This window comes from Aquipuribacter sp. SD81 (assembly GCF_037153975.1).
Lineage (GTDB): Bacteria > Actinomycetota > Actinomycetes > Actinomycetales > JBBAYJ01 > Aquipuribacter.
In genome coordinates this window covers 1-22,532 of the sequence record NZ_JBBAYJ010000029.1, presented here as the reverse complement: position 1 = coordinate 22,532, position 22,532 = coordinate 1, and the positions used below count along the sequence as shown (strand labels likewise).

The window sequence follows — 22,532 nt, the reverse complement described above, 5'->3', positions numbered from 1 at the left end:
ACGACGCGGGGGCGGGCCCCACCGCTCACAGCGCACCCTTCTCGCTGGGCACGCCGCTCACGCGGGGGTCCGGCTCGACCGCGGCGCGGAAGGCGCGGGCGAGCGCCTTGAACTGCGCCTCCACGACGTGGTGCGGGTCGCGTCCGGACAGGACGCGCACGTGCAGGGCGATGCGCGCGTTGTGGGCGAGCGCCTCGAGCACGTGCCGCGTGAGCGAGCCGACGTAGTGCCCGCCGATGAGGACGTGCTCCTGCCCGGCGGGCTCGCCGTCGTGCACGCAGTACGCGCGCCCGGCGAGGTCGACGGCCGCCTGCGCGAGGCACTCGTCGAGCGGCACCAGGGCGTCACCGAAGCGGCGGACGCCGCGCTTGTCCCCGAGCGCCCGGTCGATCGCCTGGCCGAGCACGATCGCGACGTCCTCGACGGTGTGGTGCGCGTCGACGTCGGTGTCGCCCTCGGCCCGCACCGTGAGGTCGACGAGTGAGTGTCGGGAGAACGTCGCGAGCATGTGGTCGAAGAAGCGCACGCCGGTGGAGACGCTCGAGGTGCCGGTGCCGTCGAGGTCGACCTCGACGAGGACCGAGCTCTCCTTGGTGGCGCGCTCGATGCGGGCGGTGCGGGGCGCGGTGCTGCTCACCGGGAGACCCTACCCGCGGGCCGACCGGCGCCCACGTGCCGCTCCAGGGCCGCGAGCAGGCGGTCGGTCTCCGCCTCGGTGCCGGCCGTCACCCGCAGGTGCCCGGGCAGGCCGACGTCGCGCACGAGCACCCCGTCGGCGAGCAGCGCGTCGAACGCGGCGGCGGGGTCGGCGAAGCCGCCCACGAGCACGAAGTTCGCGTCGCTGGGGACCGGCTCGAGGCCGAGGGCGCGGGTGCCGTCGACGATGCGGTCCCGCTGCGCCTTGAGGGCGGCGACGGTGCCGAGCAGGTCGTCGGCGTGCTCGAGCGCCGCGACGGCCGCCACCTGCGTGAGGGTCGACAGGTGGTACGGCAGCCGCACCAGACGCAGCGCCGCGGTCACCGCGGGGTCGGCGGCCAGGTAGCCGAGCCGCACCCCGGCGAAGGCGAAGGCCTTGCTCATCGTGCGCGTCACCACGAGGCGTACCCGGCCCGGCAGGAGGGTGAGGGCGCTCGGCGTGCCCGGCCGGGCGAACTCCGCGTAGGCCTCGTCGACCACCACGACGGCGTGCGGCGCCGCGTCGTGGACGGCCGTCACGACGTCGAGCGGGAGCGCGGTGCCCGTGGGGTTGTTCGGCGAGCACAGGAACACGACGTCGGGGTCGAGGTCGCGGGCCTGCGCCGCCGCCGCGTCCGCCGTGAGGTCGAACGGGTCGACGTCGCTGCCGGGACGGACGCCGTCTATCCAGCGCGTGCCGGTCGTCGCCGCGATGACGGGGTGCATGGAGTACGACGGGGTGAAGCCGAGCGCCGTGCGGCCCGGCCCGCCGAAGGCCTGCAGCACGTGCTGCAGGACCTCGTTGGAGCCGTTGGCCGCCCACACGCCGTCGGCGTCGACCGGGGAGCCGCTGCTGCGGGTGAGCCAGGCCGCGAGCGCCTCGCGCAGCGCGGTGAGCTCGCGGTCGGGGTAGCGGTTGAGGTCGCCGGCGACGCGGGCGAGGGCGTCGACGACCGCGGCGGCGACGCCCGGCGGCAGCGGGTGGGCGTTCTCGTTGGTGTTGAGCCGGACGGGCACGTCGAGCTGGGGGGCGCCGTACGCGGTCCGGCCCCGCAGGTCGGGGCGCAGGGGCAGGCCGGAGGGGTCGAGGCGCGGGTCGCTCACGGCGCCAAGGGTAGGCAGCGGGCGGGGACGGGCAGCGCCGGTCCCACGGTGGGCTGCGGGACGCCGGTCGGCCCGGCCGCCGGCCCGGTCGACCCGGTCGACCCGGTCGACCCGGTCGACCCGGTCGACCCGACCGACCCGACCGCGGGCGGTGCAGCCACGGCCGTGCGACCGCGGCGCTGCGCGAGGGCGACGGCGACGAGGACGAGGAGCCCGCCCGCGACCTGCCAGACGGTGAGGGACTGCCCCAGCAGGGCCCAGCCGAGCGTCGTCGCCACGACCGGGGCGAGCAGGCCGAGGCTCGACAGCGCCCCGGAGGGCAGCGCGCCCACCCCGAGGAACCACACGACGTAGGCGAGCGCGGTGCCCGCGAGCGCCAACCACGCGTAGCCCGCGAGCGCGGGCGCGTCGAGCAGCCGCGGCGGCAGCGGGCCCTCGACCGCGAGCGCGACGGGCAGCAGCACGAGCCCGCCCGCGAGCAGCTGCCACGAGGTCACCGCGAGCAGCGGCGCCGGGCGGCCCCACCGCTTGGCCAGGACCACCCCGACCGCCATCGACACCGCCCCTCCCGTCGCGGCGGCGAGGCCGACGCCGTCGAGCCGGGCCTCGGCCCGCAGCACGAGCAGCGCGACGCCCGCCACCCCGAGCAGGGCCGCGAGGACCGCGCGCCGGCCGGCGCGCTCACCGAGCAGCAGCGTGGCGAGGCCGAGGACCACGAGCGGCTGCAGCGCCCCGACCGTCGCCGCGACGCCCCCGGGCAGGCGGTAGGCGCCCACGAAGAGCAGCGCGAAGAAGGCGCCGATGTTGAGGGTGCCGAGCACGAGCGCGCGGCCCCACCATCCGCGCGGCGGCAGGCGTCGCGCGAGCAGCAGGAGCAGCACCCCGGCGGGCAGCGCGCGCAGCACCGCCGCCGTGAGCGGCCGGCCGGGCGGGAGGAGCTCGCTCGTCGTCGCGTACGTCGTGCCCCACAGCAGCGGCGCGAGCGCCGCGACCGGCAGGACCCAGCGTCGATCTCTTAGCATTAAGACAATGTATCTCATCGCTAAGACATCGTCTAGGCTCGGTGCGTGAGGGACTTCGTCGACGACCTGCTCGACGCGTGGCGGCGCGAGCGCCCCGACCTCGACCACTCCCCCGTGGGCGTGGTCGGTCGGCTGTCCCGGGCGGCGCGCGTGGCCGAGTCGGCGATCGCGGCGAATTTCGCGGCGCACGGCCTGGACCGCGCGTCCTACGACGTGCTCGCGACCCTGCGCCGCGCCGGGCCGCCGTACGAGCGCACGCCGGGCGACCTGCTGCGCTCCTCGATGGTGACCTCCGGCGCCGTCACGCAGCGCCTGGACCGCCTGGAGCAGCGCGGCCTGGTGGCTCGGCGCCGCAGCGGGCGCGACGCCCGCTCGGTCGTCGTGCAGCTCACCGAGGCCGGGCTCGCCGCCGTCGAGGACGTGCTGCCGACGCACCTGGCGACCGAGCGGGAGGTTCTCTCGCCGCTGACGGCGCGGGAGCAGGAGCAGCTCGCGGACCTGCTGCGCCGGCTGCTCGCCGCGCACGAGCGGCGACCCGCCGGCGTCACGGCCGGCGACGCCGCCGGCCGCGACGCCTAGACGAGCGGCTCGAAGCGGGCGCGGACCGCGTCGCCGTGGGCGGGCAGGTCCTCGGCGTCGGCGAGGGCGACGACGTGGTCTGCCACCTCGCGCAGCGCGCGCTCGTCGTAGTCGACGACGTGGATGCCGCGCAGGAAGGTCTGCACGCTCAGCCCGCTGGAGTGGCACGCGCAGCCCCCGGTCGGCAGCACGTGGTTGGACCCGGCGCAGTAGTCGCCCAGGCTCACGGGCGCCCAGCGGCCGACGAACACCGCGCCGGCGTTGCGGACCCGGGCCGCCCGCTCGCGGGCGTCGACGGTGTGGATCTCCAGGTGCTCGGCCGCGTACGCGTCGACCACCTCGAGGCCCGCGTCGAGGTCGTCGACGAGCACGATCGCGCTCTGCGGCCCCTGCAGGGCGATGCTGACGCGCTCCCGGTGCTTCGTCCGCGCCACCTGCAGGGCCAGCTCCTCGTGCACCGCCGCCGCGAGCCGCTCGCTCGGGGTCACGAGCACGGCGGCGGCCATGGGGTCGTGCTCGGCCTGGCTCACGAGGTCGGCGGCGACCGCACGGGGGTCGGCGCTGTCGTCGGCGAGGACGCCGATCTCGGTGGGGCCGGCCTCGGAGTCGATGCCGATGACCCCCTTGAGCAGGCGCTTCGCCGCGGCGACGTAGATGTTGCCCGGCCCGGTGACGATGTCGACGCCGGGCACGACGAGCCGCCCGGCGCCGTCACGGGCGCCGTAGGCGAACATCGCGACGGCCTGCGCCCCGCCGACCGCGTAGACCTCCTCGACGCCGAGCAGCGCGCACGCCGCGAGGATCGTCGGGTGCGGCAGCCCGCCGAAGTCGCGCTGGGCGGGGCTCGTGACGGCGATCTGCTCGACGCCCGCCTCCTGCGCGGGCACGACGTTCATGACGACGCTGCTCGGGTAGACCGCGAGCCCGCCGGGCACGTACAGCCCGACCCGCTCGACCGGCACCCAGCGCTCGGTCACGGTGCCGCCCGGCGCGACCTGCGTCGTGCGGTCGCTGCGGCGCTGGTCGGCGTGGACGAGCCGCGCCCGCCGGATCGACTCCTCCAGCGCGGCGCGGACGGCCGGGTCCAGGCGCTCCAGCGCCCCGTGCAGCGCGGCGGCGGGCACCCGGACGTCGGACAGGCGCACCCCGTCGAAGCGCTCGGTGAGGTCGAGCAGGGCGGCGACGCCGCGGTCGCGGACGTCGTCGCAGATCGGCCGCACCGTCGCCACGGCCTGCTCGACGTCGAGCGCGGCCCGCGGCACGACGCCGCGCAGCTCGCGGTGGTGCAGCGCGCGGCCCCGCAGGTCCATCGTGCGGACGAGGCGGTCGGTCTCCTGCAGCGTGTCGGGCACGGCCCCATGGTAGGTCGGGCCGCCGGCGCGGCCGCGGTGGCAGGATCGCGGGCGTGAGCAGGCGGGCCGGGCGGGGCGGGGGCACCCCCGCGACGGCTGCGCTCGAGGCGGCCGGCACCGAGCACACCGTGCACGCCTACGACCACGACCCGCGGACCGCCCGGGAGTCCGGCTACGGCCTGGAGGCGGCCGAGGCCCTCGGGCTCGACCCGCGGCAGGTGTACAAGACGCTGCTCGTGCAGCTGGAGCCCGCCGGCCGGCCCGGTCTGGGCGTCGCGGTGGTGCCGGTGTCGGCACGGCTCGACCTCAAGGCCGTCGCCGCCGCGCTCGGGGCGAAGCGCGCGAGCATGGCGGACCCCGCGGCCGCGGAGCGGGCCACGGGCTACGTGGTCGGGGGCATCTCCCCGCTGGGCCAGCGCACGCGCCTGCCGACCGTGGTGGACGCCTCCGCGCTGGACCACGAGCACGTGTACGTGAGCGGCGGGCGCCGTGGCCTCGACCTCGGGCTCGCGCCCGGGGACCTCGTCGCCCTCACCTCGGCGGTGACCGCCGCCGTCGCCCGGTCGACCGCGGCTCCCTAGGGTTGGCCCGGTGAGCCGCCTCGTCCCCGTCTTCCCGCTGGGGACCGTCCTCGTGCCGGGGCTCGTGCTCCCGCTGCACGTGTTCGAGGAGCGCTACCGGCGGCTGGTCGCCGACCTCGTCGCGGCGCCGGAGGACTCCCAGCACTTCGGCGTCGTCGCGATCCGGGCGGGTCACGAGGTGGGGGCGGGCCGCGCGACGGCGCTGCACGAGGTCGGCACGCTCGCCGACCTCACCGACGTGACGGCCCTGCCCGACGGCCGCTACGACGTGCAGACGGTCGGCAGCAGGCGCTTCCGGGTGCTCGGGCTCGACGAGGACTCCGGCCGGCCCGACGCCGCCGTGCCCTACCTGCGGGCGCACGTCGAGGTCCTGCCGGAGCCGACCGACGACGTCGCGCAGCTGCTCGTGCCGGCGGTGCAGCGCGCCTTCGAGCGCTACCGGGCCCGGCTGCGCGGCGCGGGGTCCCCGCTGCCCGGCGACCCCCTCATGCTGTCGTACACGGTCGCGGCGAACATGCTCCTCGACCTCGCCGACCGCCAGGCGCTGCTGGAGGCGCCAGGCACCGCGGACCGGCTGCGGCTCGCGCTGCGCCTGCTGGCCCGGGAGGACGTCCTGGTGCGCGTCCTGCGGGCGGTGCCGGCCACCGACCTGGTCCGGCGCCCCGCCTCGCCCAACTGAGCGGCTCGCGGGCCGGGCCGGTCCCGGGCTCCCTCAGCCGTGCTCGCTGTGGCGGCGCCACGCCGCCCACGCGACCTCGCGCGCGGTGTCGACCGTCACGAGCACCGTCACCGCGAGCGGCCACAGCAGTCCGCCGACCAGCGTCGCGGCGGTGAGGACGGGCCCGCTGAGGGCGTCGACCTCCGCCGCGCTCACACCGTCGGGCGGCGCCCCGACGGGCAGGAGGGTCCCCAGCAGCCAGCCCGTCAGCCAGGCGACGGCCGCCCCGAGGAGGCCGCCGACGAGCAGCCCGACGAGCCGCCCGACCGACCGCGCGTCGACGTCGTCCTCGCGCACGAGCACCCAGCCCAGCCCCAGCAGCGTGCCCGTGGCGAGGCAGGCGAGCGCGAACCCGGCGTCGACCGCGCCGCGGGACTGCACGAGGTCGAGGTAGCCGCCCTGCACCGGGCGGCGCCCGCCCGGGACCACCGCCCACCACGCCAGCCCGGCGAGCGGCGCCACCGCGAGGGACAGCAGCAGCGCACGGAGCGCGTGGCGGCGGGGGTCGCGGCGCCCGCGGCGCGAGCGCGAGCGCGGCCGCAGCGGCGTCGCGGCGTCGCTCACCCCAGGCACGCCGGCCCGAGCAGGGCCTTGAGGTCGCCGAAGAGCGCGGGGGTGACCGTGACCCGCAGCCCGTCGTCGAGCCGCATGAGGGTGTCGCGGCCCGGCTGGCGCAGCTGCAGGCGGACCTCGGTGGTGCCGGGGTGGGTGTCGAGCACGCCCTTGAGGCGCTCGACGACGACCGGCGTGCACCGGGTGACGTCCATCTGGATGGTGACGGGACCGTCGGCGGACGTGTCGACGTCCGGCAGGGTGATCTCCGTCGCGCGCACGCTGACCGGGCGGTCGTCGCTGCGCGACAGGTCGCCCTTGACGACGACGACGACGTCCTCGGCGAGCACCGGCCCGGCGATGTCGTACTGGCTGGGGAACACGAGCACCTCGACGGAGCCCGCGAGGTCCTCCACCGTGACGATGGCCCACGTCTTGCCCTGCTTGGAGATCTTCCGCTGCACCCCCGTCACGAGGCCGGCGACGGTGACCTTCGCCCGGTCCTTGAGCGACTCGTCGGTGCTCAGCTGGGCGATCGACACGTCGGCGAGCTTCGCGAGCACGTTCTCGATGCCGCTGAGGGGGTGGTCGGAGACGTAGAGCCCGAGCATGGCCCGCTCGCGCTGCAGCAGCTCCTTCTTGTCCCACTCCGGCAGGTCCGGCACCGCCACCGTGACGCCGGTCGCGATGGTGCCGCCCCCGTCGTCGGAGCCACCGAGGCCCGCGAAGAGGTCGAACTGCCCGTCGGCCTGCTTGCGCTTGAGGGCGACGGCCTCGTCGACCGCCTCCTCCATGACCGCGGTCAGCGACCGGCGGGTGTGGCCCATGGCGTCGAACGCGCCGGCCGCGACGAGGGACTCCACCGTCCGCTTGTTGCACACCGGTGCGGGGACCTTGTCGAGGAAGTCGCGGAAGTCGGCGTAGGCGCCCTTGGCCTCGCGCGCGGCCACGACGAGGTCGACGACGTTGCCGCCGACGTTGCGGACGGCCTCCAGACCGAAGCGGATGGACCCGCCGACCGGGGTGTAGTCGCGCGCGGAGGTGTTGACGTCGGGCGGGAGCACCTCGATGCCCATGCGACGGCACTCCTGCAGGTACAGCGCCGACTTGTCCTTGTCGTCGCGCACGCTCGTGAGCAGCGCCGCCATGTACTCGGCCGGGTAGTTCGCCTTGAGGTAGGCCGTCCAGTAGCTGACGAGCCCGTAGGCGGCGGAGTGCGCCTTGTTGAAGGCGTAGTCGGAGAACGGGACGAGGATGTCCCACAGCGTCCGGATGGAGTCCTCGGAGTAGCCGTTGGCCTTCATGCCGTCGGCGAAGCCGACGTACTCGGCGTCGAGCACCTCGCGCTTCTTCTTGCCCATGGCGCGGCGGAGCAGGTCCGCCTTGCCGAGGGAGTACCCGGCGAGCTGCCGGGCGATGTCCATGACCTGCTCCTGGTACACGATGAGGCCGTAGGTCGTGCCGAGGATCGGCTCGAGGGCCTGCGCGAGCTCCGGGTGCGGGTAGCTGATCGGCTGCAGGCCGTTCTTGCGCAGCGCGTAGTTCGTGTGCGAGCCCGCGCCCATCGGCCCCGGCCGGTACAGGGCGATGACGGCGGAGATGTCCTCGAAGTTGTCCGGCTTCATCTGCCGCAGCAGCGCCCGCATGGGCCCGCCGTCCAGCTGGAACACCCCGAGGGTGTCGCCGCGGCCGAGCAGGTCGTACGTCGCCGGGTCGGTCATGTCCTTGCTGAGGGCGTCGAGGTCGACGTCGACACCCGTGTTCGCCTTCACGTTCCGGAGGGCGTCGTCCATGATCGTGAGGTTGCGCAGGCCGAGGAAGTCCATCTTGACCAGGCCGAGCGTCTCGCAGCTCGGGTAGTCGAACTGCGTGATGATCTGCCCGTCCTGCTCCCGGCGCATGAGCGGGACGAGGTCGATGAGCGGCTCGCTGCTCATGATGACGCCGGCGGCGTGGACGCCCCACTGCCGCTTGAGGTTCTCTAGCCCGCGGGCGCGCTCGATGACGCCGCGTGCCTCGGGGTCGGCGTCGTGCAGGGCGCGGAACTCCCCCGCCTCGGCGTAGCGCTTGTGCTGCGGGTCGAACATGCCCGACAGCGGCACGTCCTTGCCCATGACCGCCGGCGGCATCGCCTTGGTGAGCCGCTCGCCCATGGAGAAGGGGTGGCCGAGGACGCGGCTCGCGTCCTTGAGGGCCTGCTTCGCCTTGATGGTGCCGTACGTGACGATCATGGCGACCCGGTCGTCGCCGTAGCGCTCGGTGACGTAGCGGATGACCTCCGGGCGACGCCGGTCGTCGAAGTCGACGTCGAAGTCCGGCATGGACCTGCGCTCGGGGTTGAGGAACCGCTCGAAGATGAGGCCGTGCTGGATGGGGTCGAGGTCGGTGATGCCCATCGCGTACGCGCACATCGAGCCGGCCCCGGAGCCACGGCCCGGGCCGACGCGGATGCCGTTGCGCTTGGCCCAGTTGATGAAGTCGGCGACGACGAGGAAGTAGCCGGGGTAGCCCTTGCCGACGATGACCTCGGTCTCGTACTCGGCCTGCTTGCGGCTGGCGTCCGGCACGCCGCCGGGGTAGCGCGCGTGCAGCCCGCGCTCCACCTCCTTGACGAACCACGAGGTCTCGTCCTCGCCCTCGGGGCAGGGGAAGCGGGGCATGTAGCGGCCCTCGCCCTCGGTGAACTCGACCTGGCAGCGCTCGGCGACCAGCAGGGTGTTGTCGCACGCCTCGGGCAGGTCGGCGAAGACCTGGCGCATCTCGGCCGCCGACTTGAGGTAGTAGCCGTCGCCGTCGAACTTGAAGCGCTTGGGGTCGTCGAGGCGGGAGCCGGACTGCACGCACAGCAGCACCTCGTGCGCGCCGGCGTCCTCCTGCTTCGTGTAGTGCAGGTCGTTGGTCGCCAGCAGCGGCAGGTCGAGGTCGCGCGCGATGCGGAGCAGGTCCTCGCGGACGCGCCGCTCGATCGACAGCCCGTGGTCCATGAGCTCGCAGAACAGGTTGCCCGCGCCGAACAGGTCCTTCATCTCCGCCGCGGCGCGCCGGGCCTCGTCGTACTGCCCGAGGCGCAGCCGGGTCTGCACCTCCCCGGACGGGCAGCCCGTCGTGGCGATGAGGCCGTGGTGGTACGTGTCGAGGAGCTCCCGGTCCATGCGGGGCTTGAAGTAGAAGCCCTCCATGCTCGCGAGGCTGGAGAGCCGGAACAGGTTGTGCATGCCCTGCGTGGTCTCCGCGAGCAGGGTCATGTGCGTGTACGCGCCGGAGCCGGACACGTCGTCGCCCGGGTTGCTCTGCGCGTCGCCCCACTTGACGCGCGTGCGGTCGAACCGGCTCGTGCCGGGCGTGACGTACGCCTCGGTCCCGATGATCGCCTTGAGCCCGGCCTGGCGGGCCTTGGACCAGAACTCGTAGGCGCCGAAGACGTTGCCGTGGTCGGTCATCGCCACGGCCGGCATGCCCATCCGCTGCGCCTCGGCGAACAGCTCGCCGATCCTGGCCGCCCCGTCGAGCATCGAGTACTCGGTGTGGACGTGGAGGTGGGCGAAGGAGTCGGAGGACCGTGCGGCGGACATCGTCCGTGAGTGTAGGTCGGCCCCCGGACGCTGCGGCGGCGTCCACGCCGTCCACCCGCCCCCGCTCCCCCAACCCCTTCGCCGAGGGGTCGGTCCGGACACGTGACGCACCCGTCGAATGTGCCCCCGGCGCCCCCTCGACGCAGGGGAAGGGGACAGGCAGGGGGGACGGTCAGCGGGTGAGGGCGCGGCGGACACGGGCTGCCGTGCCGAGGGGGTCGTGCGCCAGGTCCTCGCGCGTCACGACGACGACCCGCCACCCGAGCTCCTCGAGCCGCTCGCGGCGGCGGAGGTCGCGCTGCCACTGCCCCGCCTCCATGTGGTGGCGGCCGTCGTACTCGACCGCCACCCGCTGGTCCGGCCAGCCGAGGTCCACCCGCGCGACGGCACGTCCGTCGGGACCGGTGACGACGAGCTGCGGGACGGGCCGGGGCAGGCCGGCCTCGTGGACGAGCAGCCTGAGCACCGACTCCGGCGGCGACTCCGCCCGCCCGTCGAGCAGGGGCAGAGCGCGCCGGGCCGTCCTCACGCCGCGACGCCCGCGGCCGCCGGCGACCGCCGTCCGGAGCCGCTCCGCGGTCGCCGGCCAGCGCGCGAGGGTGGCGTCCCCGACGACCACGAGCTCCCACCGCGCCCGACCGCGCGAGGTCGCACCACGTGCGCACGACGTCCGTGCACCGGACTCCCTGCACGAGCCGGTACGGCACGGCGGTGTCCGAGGTGTGACCCCGCAGGTCCCGGCGCCGGGTGGCGCGCGGGTCGTCACCGACGGTCGTGACGTGCACCGGAAGCGAGCGCCTCCGCCTCGGCACCGGCAGGCCGAGCAGGGCGACGGCGGTCCAGTGGCTCACGACCGCGCTCGCCGGCAGCTGCGAGAGGACGGCACGGCAGCGCCGGGCGAGGTCGGCGTCCACCGGGACCCAGGCACCCGTCGTGGCGCGGCTGGACCCGGTCCCGTACAGCCACCGCCGGCCCACGCCCGCTGCCACGGCACGCTCGCGGTCCAGCCAGTCCCACTCCACCCACTGCGACCCGCTCCCGAGCACCACCCCGCAACCCCAGCGCCCCGACCCCGCTCACGGGCCCCCCGGCCCGCCCTGTGCACACCCCCCACCCCGTCCACAGCCCCTCACCCGCGGCCCCCGTACCCACGCCGAGGGGTCGGTCCGGACACGTCACGCGGCGTCCCGACGTGACCGGACCGACCCCTCGGCGAGAGTGGGGGTGGAGGTGAGAGTGGGGGTGGAGAGGAGGTGGGTCAGGGGCGCAGGCGGCGGAGGGCCTCGGCGAGGTCGTCGGGGTACTCCGAGCGGAGGTGGACGCGCTCGCCGGTCCCCGGGTGGTCGAAGGCGAGCCCGACGGCGTGCAGCCACTGCCGCTCCAGGCCGAGGCGGGCGGCGAGCGTGGGGTCGGCGCCGTACGTGAGGTCGCCGACGCACGGGTGCCGCAGCGCGGACATGTGGACCCGGATCTGGTGGGTGCGCCCGGTCTCGAGGTGGATCTCGAGCAGCGAGGCGGCGGGGAACGCCTCGAGGGTGTCGTAGTGGGTGACGCTCGGCTTGCCGTCGGCGACGACGGCCCAGCGGTAGGAGTGCGACGGGTGCCGGCCGACGGGCGCGTCGACCGTCCCGCTGGAGGGGTCGGGGTGGCCCTGCACGACCGAGTGGTACGTCTTGTCGACGGTGCGGGTGCGGAACTGGTCCTTGAGCGAGGTGTACGCCCGCTCGCTCTTCGCCACGGCCATGAGGCCGGACGTGCCGACGTCGAGGCGGTGCACGACACCCTGCCGCTCCGCCGCGCCGCTCGTGCTCACCCGGTAGCCGGCCGCGGCGAGCCCCCCGACGACCGTCGGGCCGGTCCAGCCCGGGGACGGGTGGGCCGCGACCCCGACGGGCTTGTCGACGACGACGACGTCCTCGTCGTCGAGGACGACCCGCATGCCCTCGACGGGCTCGGCGGCGACGTCCGGGGCCGCAGTCTCGTCGGGCAGCGACACCTCGAGCCAGGCCCCGGCCACGAGCCGGTCGGACTTCGCGGCGGGCCGGGAGTCGAGCGTCACCCCGCCCGCGGCGACGAGCTCGGCGGCGCGCGTGCGCGACAGCCCGAGCAGGCGGGCCACGCCCGCGTCGACCCGCTCCCCCTCCAGGCCGTCCGGGACCGGCAGCGCCCGCGTGCTCACGGCTCGCGGGGTGCGGTCGACGGCTCGACCGACGGCCCGTCCGCGTCCCCCGACCCGTCCTGGACGTGCGCCCCGCCGCGGTCCGCAGCGCCGTCGCCGTCACCGGCGCCCTCGCCGTCACCGCTCCCCTCGCCGTCGCGGAACGGCACGTCGCGCAGCGACAGGAGCACGACGAGCGCGGCGCCCGTCACCACCCCGACGTCGGCGACGTTGAAGATGGGGAAGCTCGGCAGCTGGAAGAAGTCGACGACCTCGCCCCGGGCGAAGCCGGGCGGACGGAGCAGCCGGTCGGTGAGGTTCCCGAGCGCTCCGCCGAGCAGCACCCCCACCGCCAGCCCCCACGCCGGCCGGGTCGTGCGGACCAGCGCGACGACCATCGCGACCGAGGCCGCGGTCGCGAAGACCGTCAGCAGCGGCGTCGCGCTCGTGCCGAGGCTGAACGCCGCGCCGGGGTTGTAGTACAGCCGCAGCCCGAACAGGTACCCGAGCACGTCGACGCGCTCGCCCGGCTCGAGCCCGCGCTCGGCCAGGAGCTTGGTGACCTGGTCGAGGACGACGACGACAGCAGCCGCGGCCGCGCCCACCAGGAGGGGGCGACGGCCGCGGGTCGTGCTGCGGGGTGCGTGCGAGGTCAGCTCTGACCGCCGAACGGGAACCCGCCGCCGGCGGCGGCGGCGTCGTCGCGGGAGCCCGGCGTGCGCCCCGGCACGACCTGGCCCTTGTTGTCGAGCTCGCGGAGCTGGTTCTCGAGGTAGCTCTTGAGACGGCTGCGGTAGTCGCGCTCGAAGCCGCGCAGCTCGTCGATCTTCCGCTCGAGCAGCGCGCGCTCCTGCTCGAGGCTGCCGAGGGTCTGCGCCTGCTTCTCCTCGGCCTCGCGCACGAGGCGGGTGGCGGTCTCCTGCGCCTCGCTGACGAGGCGGTCGCGCTCCTGCTCGCCGTTGCGCACGTGCTCGTCGTGCAGGCGCTGGGCGAGGGCGAGCATGCCCGACACGTCGCCCTGGTCGCCGTTGCCGGCGGCGGGGGACGAGACCGGGGCGGGCGCGGCGGCGGCCACGGGCGCCGGCGCGTCGTCGGAGGCGGCCACGGGCGCGCTCTGGCCGGTGTCGGAGGACCCGCCGCGCGACAGCTCGGAGACCCGACCCTCGCACTGCGAGAGCTGGCGCCGGAGGTCCTCGTTCTCCTCGTTGAGGCGCCGCAGCTCCGCGACCACCTCGTCGAGGAAGTCGTCGACCTCGTCCTGGTCGTAGCCCTCGCGGAACTTCGTGGGGTTGAACCGCTTCTGGACCACGTCGTCTGCGGTCAACGGCATGTCGTCACCTCGTCGATCTGATCATCGGGAGCAGCGCCCCCGTCACGGTAGCGGACGGACGTGTCGACCAGAGGTCGCCGTCGGGTGGGTGCGCCAGAGGGTACTCCGGCGCGCCCGGGCCGGCCGCCGGGCACGGCGGTGGCCGCGGTGCTCACAGCGACCGGCCGAGCCCCGCGAGCACCTGGTAGAGCACGACGACCACGATGAAGAGGATCATGAACCCGAGGTCGAGGCGGATCGAGCCGATGGTGAGCGGCGGGATGACCCGGCGCAGGGCGTTGAGCGGCGGGTCCGTCGCGGAGTAGACGACCTCGAGGGCCACGACGAGCGGGCCGGACGGCCGCCAGTCGCGGGAGAACACCTGGACCCAGCCGACGACGAGGCGGGCGAACAGGAGCACGAGGTACAGGAACACGACGAACGCGAGTACCTGGAAGACGACGCCCACGACGCAAGCCTAGGTGGCGACCGGACGCGCTCGCGCCGCGCGGTCCCCGTTCAGGACTGGTTGAACAGTCCGGCGCCGGCGGTGACCTCGTGCTTCTCGTTCGTCACCTCGACGGCGGAGGGCGAGAGCAGGAACACCTTGTTCGTCACCCGCTCCACGGCGCCGTGCAGGCCGAAGACGAGACCGGCCGCGAAGTCGACGAGCCGCTTCGCCTCGACGTCGGTCATGTCCGACAGGTTCATGATGACCGGCACGCCCTCGCGGAAGTGCTCGCCGATGAGCTTCGCGTCGTTGTACGTGCGCGGGTGGACGGCGGTGATGCGCTGCAGGTCGCCGGCGGCCCGGACCGCGCTCGGGAGGTGCGTCACGGTGGCACCCCTCGCCTCGGGGACCCGGCCGCGCTCGACGCGCTCGGGGCGGCGGTCGGGCTCCTGCTCGACCTCGTCCACCTCGTAGTCGTCGTACTGCTCGTCCTCGGCGAGGCCGAGGTACACCAAGGTCTTGCGTAGTGCGCCCATGCGCCCTCTCCTCCGTGCCGCGTGGTGCTGGGGACTTCTCGACGCTAGCCGAGCGGTGGCCGCTGCCCGAGGACCGCGGCCCCGACACGCAGGTGTGTCGCGCCGTTCGCGACGGCCTGCTCGAGGTCGCCGCTCATGCCCGCGCTGAGTGCCGTCGCCGCCGGGTGGTCGGCGCGGACCTGCTCGCCGAGATCCCGCAGCCGGGCGAAGGCCGCCGACGGGTCCTGCCCGAGCGGAGCGACCGCCATGAGCCCGAGCAGCCGCAGCCGCTCCGCACCCGCGACGGCGTCGCACAGGGCGGGGACGTCCTCGGCGACCACCCCACCCCGCCCGGGGTCGCCGTCGAGGCTCACCTGCACGAAGCAGCCGAGCCCCGTCTCCCCCGCCCCGTCGGACAGCAGCGGGACCAGGCGGGGGTCGTCGACGGAGTGCACGACGTCGGCGAGCCGCGCGGTCGCACGCGCCTTGTTGCGCTGCAGGCGGCCGATGGCGTGCCAGCGCAGCGGCACCCGGCCGGCCGCCGGCGCCTCCTCGGTGAGCGCGGCGTGCTTGTCGCGCAGCTCGGGCAGGCGCGCCTCGCCGACGTCTCGCACGCCGAGGCCGGCCAGGAGCGCGACGTCGCTGGCGGGGTACGTCTTGGTGACGACGACGAGCGTGAGGTCGGTCGGGGCCCGGCCGACCGCGGCGCACGCGTCGGCGATGCGGGCCCGCACCCGTCCGAGCCCCTGCACGAGCTCGGCCCGGCGCTCGTCCCGCCCGGATGTGGTCCCGCCCGGGTCGCTCACGCGGGGTCCACCACGACGAGCGCCGCGTGGCGGCGCGAGGTGCCGTCGCGCCGGTGGCTCGCGAGCGAGGTGTCCTCCAGGGTGCACACCGCCCACCGGGTGTCGAGCTCGACGGGCGGGCCGTCGAGCGTCTCGTCGAGCGGCGCGGCCAGCTGCGCGCGCACCCCCGCGACGACGTCGACCGCGGGCGTCCCCGCCCGCGTCACGCCGGCCGCCGCGGGCTCCGCGGCCGCGACCTGCGCCCGCAGCGCGTCGGGGACCTCGTAGCAGGCGCCGCACACCGTGGGTCCCGCCCGGGCGAGCAGGTCGCGGGCGCCCGCGGCGCGCAGCGCCCGCACGGCACGCCGGGCGACCCCGAGGCGGAGCCCCTCGCGGCCGACGTGGACGGCGGCGGCGATGCCGGCACCGGGGTCGGCGAGCAGCAGGGGCATGCAGTCCGCGGCGCGCACCCCGACCGCGAGCGGGGCGGCGAGGTCGTCGCCGACCACGAGCACGCCGTCCGCCTCCGGCGGCGGGCCCGGCCACGGGTCCCGCACCCGGACCACCCGGTCGCCGTGCACCTGGCGCGGGAGCAGCAGGCGCTCCGGCGCGACGCCGAGGGCGTCGGTGACGGCGGCGCGCCCGGCCCCGGTGTCGGACGAGCCGAGGTCGACGTCGCCGGTGACGACGAGACGGACGCGGCCGGCCCGTGCGTCCTCGCGGAGCACGGGACCGGCCGACGGCACCGTCATGGTCCGGTCACCCGGACGCCTGCGCAGCGCTCACTGCGACGGCTTGACGAAGTCCGGGACGTCGAGGTCGTCGTCGTCGAGGAAGCCGGGCCGGCGGCGCTGCGCACCCTCGGGCGACTGGTACGCGGGGCGCCCGGCGCCCACGCCCACCGGCTCCGGCGCCCGCGTGGGCGCGGGGACAGGCTCGTGCGCGCCGGCCCCGGGGTGACCGGGCTGCGGCTGCTGGGCGGGGCGGGCCATGTCGGGCGCGTAAGTCGCCTGGGAGCCGGCGTAGGCCTGCCCCCCGGTGTAGGCGGGCTGCTCGGTCGTCGGCCGCGGCTCGGGACGCCGGCCGGCGTCGTCACCGAAGGGACGACCACCGGGCTGCTGGCCGCCCTGGCTGCTCTGGCCGCCCTGGCCGTGGTGCCCCGGCTGGCCGTTCTGGCCGTTCTGGCCGGGCTGGGCCGCGGCCGGCTGACGGTCCGGGGTGGCCTGCGGCTGGGGGCGGGCCTGCGGCGGGGCGCCGACGGCCGGTCGCGCAGCGGCGCCCGGCACCTCGCCTCGGGCGGCGGCCTCCTTCTCGTCGAAGCCCGCCGCGATGACGGTGACCCGCACCTCGTCGCCGAGGGCGTCGTCGATGACCGCACCGAAGATGATGTTCGCCTCGGCGTGGGCGGCCTCCTGCACGAGGCGCGCGGCCTCGTTGATCTCGAACAGCCCGAGGTCGGAGCCGCCCTGGATCGACAGCAGCACGCCCTGGGCGCCGTCGACGCTCGCCTCCAGCAGCGGGGAGGAGATCGCCATCTCGGCCGCGCACACCGCACGGTCCTCGCCGCGGGCGGAGCCGATGCCCATGAGCGCGGTGCCCGCGCCCTGCATGACGCTCTTGACGTCGGCGAAGTCGAGGTTGATGAGGCCCGGGGTCGTGATGAGGTCGGTGATGCCCTGCACGCCGGACAGCAGGACCTGGTCGGCGGAGCGGAACGCGTCGAGCACGCTGACGCCGCGGTCGCTGATCGACAGCAGCCGGTCGTTGGGGATCGTGATGAGGGTGTCGACCTCGGCCTGCAGCGCCGCGATGCCGTTCTCGGCGCTCAGCGCGCGACGACGGCCCTCGAAGGTGAAGGGCCGCGTGACGACGCCGATGGTGAGGGCGCCCAGCGAGCGGGCGATCTTCGCGACGACCGGGGCACCGCCCGTGCCGGTGCCGCCGCCCTCGCCGGCGGTGACGAAGACCATGTCCGCGCCGCGGAGCACCTCCTCGAGCTCCTCGGCGTGGTCCTCCGCCGCCTTCTTGCCGACCTCGGGGTCGGCGCCGGCGCCGAGGCCGCGGGTGAGGTCGCGGCCGACGTCGAGCTTGACGTCGGCGTCGCTCATGAGCAGCGCCTGCGCGTCGGTGTTGACCGCGATGAACTCGACGCCGCGCAGCCCCACCTCGATCATGCGGTTGATCGCGTTGACCCCGCCGCCGCCGATGCCGACGACCTTGATGACGGCCAGGTAGTTCTGCGGTGCGGCCATGGGCCTACCTCTCGCTCGTTGTCGCCCCTCGGGGCCCTTCGGGCCTAGCCCTAACCCTCTGGTAGAGGGTTATAGTTATGTCAGCCAGCGCCTGAGAAGGACGGTAGGTACGCGGCACCCCCGGAACAACGACCGCCGTGGGTGTGTCGCGCCGCGTGTCGCACGCCGCGCCCGTCGACAGGAACACAGACGCACGCCCCACGTCGACAGGAACGCGGACGGGCGGGTCAGGGGATGACGGCGGGGGCGGCCGGCGAGGAGACGTCGTACACGCTCGCCTCGACCGACGACATGAGGCCGGACAGCACCTCGACCTTGCGGGCGGTGCGCTCGGGGGTGCCCCAGCGCACCTCGACGCCGTCGAGCACGAGGCGCACGTCGGCGGGCGAGGTCGCCGACACGCTCGTCGTGCGCGCCTGCATCTCCAGCGGCAGCCCCGCGAGGACCGCCTTCGCCGCGCGCAGCGTGTCGGCGCCGTCGCGCTCGACGTCCACGCGCAGCAGCGGCACGTCCTCGGGCAGGTCGGGCCGCTCGGCGAGCACGACGCCCTCCTCGTCGACGACCTCGTAGCCGCCCGGCGCGGGCACGGCCGCCACGGCCTCTCGCTCGGTGACGACGACCTCGAGGGTCCGCGGCCACCGGCGCTGCACCGCGACGTCGAGCACGAGCGGGTCCGTCGCCACCTCGCGCGCGATGGCGCCGGTGTCGACCGCGAGCAGCGGCGTGCCGAGGGCGCCGGCGGCCGCGGCCTGCACCTGCTCGACGGGCACGCGGACCGTCCCGGTCACGAGCACCTGGCGCGTGTCGAGGTGCCCCGCCCGCCACGCCCACGCGCCGGCGCCGGCCAGCGCGGCGAGCACGAGCAGGAGCACGACGAGCCCGCCCGCGCGGGCGCGCACGGACGCCCGGCGGGCCGCACCGGCCCGCTCGGCGAGGGAGGTCACCACCACGTCGTCACCGCCCTCACGCCTGCCGCCGTCGCAGCGCCTCGACGACGAGCGGCCCGAGCTCGGTGACGTCGCCCGCGCCGAGGGTGAGCACGAGGTCCCCCCGCCGCGCCGCGCGCGCAACGGCCGCCACCGCCTCCTCGCGGTCCGGCTCGAAGCGGCCGCCGTCGACGCGCGAGGCGACGAGGTCGCCGCTCACGCCGGGCTCCGGCTCCTCGCGCGCGCCGTAGACGTCGAGCACGACGACCGTGGCGGCGTCCTGCAGCGCGGTGGCGAAGCCGTCCGCGAACAGCCGGGTGCGCGAGTACAGGTGCGGCTGGAACAGCACGTGCACCTTGCCGCGCCCGGCGACGGACCGGGCCGCCGCGATGGTCGCGGCGACCTCGGTCGGGTGGTGGGCGTAGTCGTCGACCACCCGCACCCCTGCGGCCTCGCCGACGGGCTCGAAGCGCCGCCGCGCCCCGCTGAAGCCCTGCAGCCCGGCGACGACCTCGGCGGGGTCCAGGCCGAGGCCGGCGACCGCGGCCGTGTACGCCATCGCGGCGTCGACGACGTTGTGCCGGCCGGGGACCCGCAGGCGCAGCTCCCGGTCGCCCGCGCCCGGCACGGTCTGCTCCGAGGCGATGAGCCGGGCGGCGACGAGCTCGCCCTCGCCGAGCTCGGCCTTCGGGTCGACGACGACGCGCACGTCGGCGTCGGGCGCCTCCCCGACGGTGACGACCCGGCGGCCGCCGTCGACCTCGTCGGCGCCGGAGACCGCCGCGCCCGCTCCCCCGCCGAGGGACCGCGCGAGCGCCCGGGAGCCGCGGTCGTCGGCCCCGACGACGAGCAGCCCGCCGGGCTGCACGCGCTCGGCGAAGCGGCCGAAGGCCGCGTGGACCGCCTCGGCGTCGCCGTAGTGGTCGAGGTGGTCGGCCTCGACGTTGGTGACGAGGGCGACGTCGGGGCGGTATGCGAGGAAGGACCCGTCGGACTCGTCGGCCTCGGCGACGAAGACGGGGTCGGCGCCCCGGCGGGCGTTGACGCCGTCGACGACGAGGTCGCCGCCGATCGCGTACGACGGGTCGAGCCCGGCGGCGCGGGCGGCGACGGTGAGCATCGACGTCGTCGTCGTCTTGCCGTGGGTGCCGGCGACCGCGACCACGCGCGCACCGTGCATGAGGCCCGCGAGCGCCGTCGAGCGGTGCACGACGGGCACGCCGGCCGCCTCGGCCGCCCGCACCTCCGGGTTGTCGGGGCGGACCGCGGTCGACACCACGACGAGCGCGGCGCCGGCGACGTGGCCGGCGTCGTGGCCGACGTGCACCGTCGCGCCGCGCCCGGCGAGGGAGCGCAGCGTGGCGGAGTCGCGGGCGTCGGAGCCCGTCACGGGCACCCCGTCGTCGAGCAGCAGGCGGACGATGCCGCTCATGCCGGCGCCGCCCGCGGCCACGACGTGCACCGGGCCGGTGCGGAGCAGGCGCAGCAGGTCCTCCCCGCTCACGGGGCTGGTTGGGGTCACGAGGCCTCCTGGGCGGCGTCGAGGACGAGGTCGGCGAGGCGGTCGGCCGCCTCCAGCGAGCCGAAGGCGCGCGCGGCGGCCGCCATGTCGCGCAACTGCGCCGGGTCGCGGAGCACCGGCAGCAGGGTGGTCGTCACCCACTGCGGTGTGAGCTGGTCGTCGTCGACGAGCAGCCCGCCGCCGGCCGCGACGAGCGGCTCGGCGTTGAGGCGCTGCTCGCCGTTGCCGACCGGGAGCGGCACGTACGCCGCAGGGAGCCCGAGCGCGGCGAGCTCGCAGACCGTGCCGGCCCCGGCGCGGCACACCACCGCGTCGGCGGCGGCGTAGGCGAGGTCCATGCGGTCGACGTAGTCGACGACGACGTAGCGGGGCCGGTCCCCGTCGGGCTCGGCGTCCGCGGGCGCGCCCGGCGGCAGCGGCACGTGCTTGCCGCGCCCGGACACGTGCAGCACCTGCAGCCCGGCGGCGGCGAGCTCGGCCGCGGCGGCCGGGACGGTCTCGTTGAGCCGCTGGGCGCCGAGCGACCCGCCCGTCACCAGCAGCGTCGGCAGGTCGGGGTGAAGCCCGAAGGCCGCGCGCCCCTCCGCGCGCAGCGCGGCCCGGTCCAGCGACGTGATGGCCGAGCGCAGCGGCATGCCGACCGTCCGGGCGCCCGGCAGGGGCGTGCCGGGGAACGTCGTCGCGACCCACGGGGTCCACCGGGCGCCGAGCCGGTTCGCGAGCCCCGGCAGCGCGTTCTGCTCGTGCACGACGTAGGGGACGCGGGAGCGGCGCGCGCCGAGGTAGGCCGGCGTCGCCACGTAGCCGCCGAAGCCGACGACGACGTCGGCGTCGACCTCGCGCAGGACCCGGCGGACGCGGCGGACGGCGCCCGCGAGCCGGCCGGGCAGGCGCAGGAGGTCCGGCCCCGGCCGGCGCGGCAGCGGCACGCGCGGCAGGTGGCGCAGCTCGAGGCCGGCGGCGGGCACGAGACGCGCCTCGAGGCCCTCCGCGGTGCCGAGGACGGTGAGCCGCGTGCCGGGGGCGCGGCGCCCGAGCGCCTCCGCGGTCGCGAGCAGGGGCGCGACGTGGCCGGTGGTGCCGCCGCCGGCGAGCACGACCGAGACGCTCACGACCGGGCTCCCGGCACGTACCGGCGGCTCACCGGCGCGACGCCCCCCGCCGGCCGAGCCGGGCCGGCGAGACGACCGCGGCGCCCGCCCGCGCGGCGCGCACGCTCGTGGACAGCGCCTCGCGGGCGCCCGGCTCGCCGCGGGCGAAGGACAGCACCATGCCGAGGGCGACCATGGTCGTGACGAGCGACGAGCCGCCGCTGGACACCAGCGGCAGCGGGACGCCGAGGACGGGCACGAGCCCGATGACGACACCGATGTTGAGCAGCGCCTGCCCGAGCACCCAGCCGAGCACGCCTGCGGTCGCGATGGTGGCGAACGGGTCGACGGCGCGCTGCGCGACGCGGATGAGGCCCGCGGCGAGGGCGACGAAGAGCAGCAGGACGGTGAGCGTCCCCGGCAGCCCGAGCTCCTCCCCCACGATCGCGAAGATGTAGTCGTTGTGGGCCATCGGCAGCCACGCCCACTTCTCGCGGCTCGCGCCGAGGCCGAGGCCCCACCACCCGCCGGAGCCCAGCGCCCACAGCCCGTGCGTGGCCTGCCAGCACTGGCCGTAGATGTCCTCGCACTGGTTGCCGCCGAGCCACGCCTGCACGCGCGCCATGCGGTACGGCTCGCTGACGACGAGCGCCGCGGCCGCGGCGGCGCCCAGCAGGCCGCCGACCACGAAGAAGCGCAGCGGCGCGCCCGCGGCGAACAGCAGCCCCGCCAGGAGCATGACGATGACGAGCGCCGTGCCGAGGTCGCCGCCGGCGAGCACGACCCCGAGGACGGCGACGCCGCCGGGGAACACGACCGGCACGAGCACGTGGCCGAGGCGGCCGAGCAGGTGCTGCTTGCGCGCGAGCACGGCCGCGCCCCACACCACGAGCGCGAGCTTGAGCGCCTCCGACGGCTGGGCGGAGAACCCGGCGACCCGGATCCAGTTGCGGCTGCCGTTGACCTCCACGCCGAGCGGGGTGAAGACGAGCAGCTGCAGGAGCAGGCCCGCGAGCAGCGCGGGCCACGCGAGGCGCTTCCACCAGTGCACAGGCAGGCGCGCGGCGACGAGCATGAGGGGCAACCCGACGGCGGCGACCACGAGCTGCGTGCTCGCCACCTCCCACGGGTTGCCGCTGGTGGCGATGGACTCGACGCTGCTGGAGCTCAGCACCATGAGCAGGCCGAGGACGAGCAGCAGGCCGGTCGCGGCGGCGACGAGCGCGAACGACGTGACGGGCGTGTCGACCGCCTCGACCCAGCGGCGCAACGGCCCCGGCAGCCACGCGCGCGCGGCGGCGTCCTCGGCGCTCGTGCGTCCCCGCGCGCCGGCGGTGCCGGTCGCGGCGCCGCTCGCGCCGCCGCCCC

22 protein-coding genes are annotated in these 22,532 nt (G+C 76.0%); 3 read left to right on the top strand and 19 right to left on the bottom strand.

The genetic code is table 11. The features are described from left to right. Window positions 1-25: 25 nt before the first annotated feature. The 3 genes from hisB to WAA21_RS15555 are packed head-to-tail and all read right to left on the bottom strand — an operon-like array spanning window position 26 to window position 2,801. Entirely contained in the window at window positions 26-637 is a 612-nt protein-coding gene (hisB, locus tag WAA21_RS15565; RefSeq protein ID WP_336923747.1) for an imidazoleglycerol-phosphate dehydratase HisB, read from the bottom strand. Beyond that, on the bottom strand, window positions 634-1,779 hold the full coding sequence (locus WAA21_RS15560) for a histidinol-phosphate transaminase (protein WP_336923746.1): 1,146 nt from the start codon (window positions 1,777-1,779) through the stop codon (window positions 634-636). Before WAA21_RS15560 ends, hisB begins: the two co-directional genes overlap by 4 nt. Further along, the gene (locus WAA21_RS15555) at window positions 1,776-2,801 is read right to left on the bottom strand and encodes an EamA family transporter (RefSeq protein ID WP_336923745.1); all 1,026 of its coding nucleotides are present in this window, start codon (window positions 2,799-2,801) and stop codon (window positions 1,776-1,778) included. The genes WAA21_RS15560 and WAA21_RS15555 overlap by 4 nt, the downstream gene beginning before the upstream one ends. 45 nt (window positions 2,802-2,846) lie before the next feature. Here WAA21_RS15555 and WAA21_RS15550 point away from each other — a divergent pair, with 45 nt between their 5' ends. Continuing rightward, window positions 2,847-3,380 carry a MarR family winged helix-turn-helix transcriptional regulator gene (locus WAA21_RS15550; RefSeq protein WP_336923744.1) on the top strand — a complete coding sequence of 178 codons (534 nt, stop codon included), beginning with the start codon at window positions 2,847-2,849 and terminating at the stop codon, window positions 3,378-3,380. Here the strand turns inward: WAA21_RS15550 and hisD are convergent. Continuing rightward, entirely contained in the window at window positions 3,377-4,690 is a 1,314-nt protein-coding gene (gene hisD, locus WAA21_RS15545; RefSeq protein WP_336923769.1) for a histidinol dehydrogenase, read from the bottom strand. The genes WAA21_RS15550 and hisD overlap by 4 nt on opposite strands. A 95-nt stretch (window positions 4,691-4,785) precedes the next feature. On the opposite strand from hisD, the gene ybaK reads away from it, so the two are divergent. Both ybaK and WAA21_RS15535 read left to right on the top strand, forming a co-directional pair. Further along, a complete protein-coding gene (gene ybaK / locus WAA21_RS15540) occupies window positions 4,786-5,313 on the top strand; it encodes a Cys-tRNA(Pro) deacylase (RefSeq protein WP_336923743.1) in 528 nt (175 codons plus the stop codon). A 10-nt stretch (window positions 5,314-5,323) separates the two neighbouring features. Then, window positions 5,324-5,992, top strand: a complete 669-nt coding sequence (locus WAA21_RS15535) for an LON peptidase substrate-binding domain-containing protein (protein ID WP_336923742.1) — start codon at window positions 5,324-5,326, stop codon at window positions 5,990-5,992. A 33-nt stretch (window positions 5,993-6,025) separates the two neighbouring features. On the opposite strand, the gene WAA21_RS15530 is transcribed toward WAA21_RS15535, so the two are convergent. The 15 genes from WAA21_RS15530 to ftsW all read right to left on the bottom strand — a co-directional run. Then, the gene (locus tag WAA21_RS15530) at window positions 6,026-6,595 is read right to left on the bottom strand and encodes a hypothetical protein (RefSeq protein WP_336923741.1); all 570 of its coding nucleotides are present in this window, start codon (window positions 6,593-6,595) and stop codon (window positions 6,026-6,028) included. Then, window positions 6,592-10,155 carry a DNA polymerase III subunit alpha gene (gene dnaE / locus WAA21_RS15525; protein ID WP_336923740.1) on the bottom strand — a complete coding sequence of 1,188 codons (3,564 nt, stop codon included), beginning with the start codon at window positions 10,153-10,155 and terminating at the stop codon, window positions 6,592-6,594. The genes WAA21_RS15530 and dnaE overlap by 4 nt, the downstream gene beginning before the upstream one ends. Window positions 10,156-10,327: 172 nt before the next feature. Beyond that, window positions 10,328-10,774, bottom strand: coding sequence for a DUF559 domain-containing protein (locus WAA21_RS15520; RefSeq protein WP_336923739.1), 447 nt, complete (start codon window positions 10,772-10,774; stop codon window positions 10,328-10,330). Window positions 10,775-11,413: 639 nt separating this feature from the next. After that, the gene (locus tag WAA21_RS15515; protein ID WP_336923738.1) at window positions 11,414-12,334 is read right to left on the bottom strand and encodes an RluA family pseudouridine synthase; all 921 of its coding nucleotides are present in this window, start codon (window positions 12,332-12,334) and stop codon (window positions 11,414-11,416) included. After that, entirely contained in the window at window positions 12,331-12,918 is a 588-nt protein-coding gene (gene lspA, locus WAA21_RS15510) for a signal peptidase II (protein WP_336923737.1), read from the bottom strand. Before lspA ends, WAA21_RS15515 begins: the two co-directional genes overlap by 4 nt. Window positions 12,919-12,965: 47 nt before the next feature. Beyond that, window positions 12,966-13,643 (bottom strand): DivIVA domain-containing protein, encoded by a 678-nt coding sequence (locus WAA21_RS15505; protein WP_336923736.1) that lies wholly within the window; start codon window positions 13,641-13,643, stop codon window positions 12,966-12,968. A 151-nt stretch (window positions 13,644-13,794) separates the two neighbouring features. Further along, entirely contained in the window at window positions 13,795-14,091 is a 297-nt protein-coding gene (locus WAA21_RS15500) for a YggT family protein (RefSeq protein ID WP_336923735.1), read from the bottom strand. A 50-nt stretch (window positions 14,092-14,141) separates the two neighbouring features. Beyond that, entirely contained in the window at window positions 14,142-14,609 is a 468-nt protein-coding gene (locus WAA21_RS15495) for a cell division protein SepF (RefSeq protein ID WP_336923734.1), read from the bottom strand. Between the two features lie 44 nt (window positions 14,610-14,653). Next, window positions 14,654-15,394 (bottom strand): YggS family pyridoxal phosphate-dependent enzyme, encoded by a 741-nt coding sequence (locus WAA21_RS15490; RefSeq protein WP_336923733.1) that lies wholly within the window; start codon window positions 15,392-15,394, stop codon window positions 14,654-14,656. Continuing rightward, the gene (locus WAA21_RS15485; protein ID WP_336923732.1) at window positions 15,391-16,125 is read right to left on the bottom strand and encodes a polyphenol oxidase family protein; all 735 of its coding nucleotides are present in this window, start codon (window positions 16,123-16,125) and stop codon (window positions 15,391-15,393) included. The genes WAA21_RS15490 and WAA21_RS15485 overlap by 4 nt, the downstream gene beginning before the upstream one ends. 30 nt (window positions 16,126-16,155) lie before the next feature. After that, on the bottom strand, window positions 16,156-17,625 hold the full coding sequence (gene ftsZ, locus WAA21_RS15480) for a cell division protein FtsZ (protein ID WP_336923731.1): 1,470 nt from the start codon (window positions 17,623-17,625) through the stop codon (window positions 16,156-16,158). Window positions 17,626-17,852: 227 nt separating this feature from the next. Continuing rightward, window positions 17,853-18,569, bottom strand: a complete 717-nt coding sequence (locus WAA21_RS15475; RefSeq protein WP_336923730.1) for a cell division protein FtsQ/DivIB — start codon at window positions 18,567-18,569, stop codon at window positions 17,853-17,855. 19 nt (window positions 18,570-18,588) lie between these two features. Then, complete coding sequence (gene murC, locus WAA21_RS15470) at window positions 18,589-20,073, bottom strand: UDP-N-acetylmuramate--L-alanine ligase (RefSeq protein WP_336923729.1); 1,485 nt, start codon at window positions 20,071-20,073, stop codon at window positions 18,589-18,591. Next, a complete protein-coding gene (gene murG, locus WAA21_RS15465) occupies window positions 20,070-21,185 on the bottom strand; it encodes an undecaprenyldiphospho-muramoylpentapeptide beta-N-acetylglucosaminyltransferase (protein WP_336923728.1) in 1,116 nt (371 codons plus the stop codon). The genes murC and murG overlap by 4 nt, the downstream gene beginning before the upstream one ends. Before the next feature lie 28 nt (window positions 21,186-21,213). Then, the coding region (gene ftsW, locus WAA21_RS15460; RefSeq protein ID WP_336923727.1) for a putative lipid II flippase FtsW at window positions 21,214-22,532 on the bottom strand (1,319 nt) is incomplete at its 5' end.

Excerpts from the sequence above, each read along its gene's own strand:
- WAA21_RS15555 (WP_336923745.1), bottom strand. The coding sequence starts at position 2,801 with ATGCTAAGAGATCGACGCTGGGTCCTGCCGGTCGCGGCGCTCGCGCCG.
- hisD (WP_336923769.1), bottom strand. The coding sequence starts at position 4,690 with ATGGACCTGCGGGGCCGCGCGCTGCACCACCGCGAGCTGCGCGGCGTC.
- dnaE (WP_336923740.1), bottom strand. The coding sequence starts at position 10,155 with ATGTCCGCCGCACGGTCCTCCGACTCCTTCGCCCACCTCCACGTCCAC.
- WAA21_RS15505 (WP_336923736.1), bottom strand. The coding sequence starts at position 13,643 with ATGCCGTTGACCGCAGACGACGTGGTCCAGAAGCGGTTCAACCCCACG.
- WAA21_RS15495 (WP_336923734.1), bottom strand. The coding sequence starts at position 14,609 with ATGGGCGCACTACGCAAGACCTTGGTGTACCTCGGCCTCGCCGAGGAC.
- WAA21_RS15485 (WP_336923732.1), bottom strand. The coding sequence starts at position 16,125 with ATGACGGTGCCGTCGGCCGGTCCCGTGCTCCGCGAGGACGCACGGGCC.
- ftsZ (WP_336923731.1), bottom strand. The coding sequence starts at position 17,625 with ATGGCCGCACCGCAGAACTACCTGGCCGTCATCAAGGTCGTCGGCATC.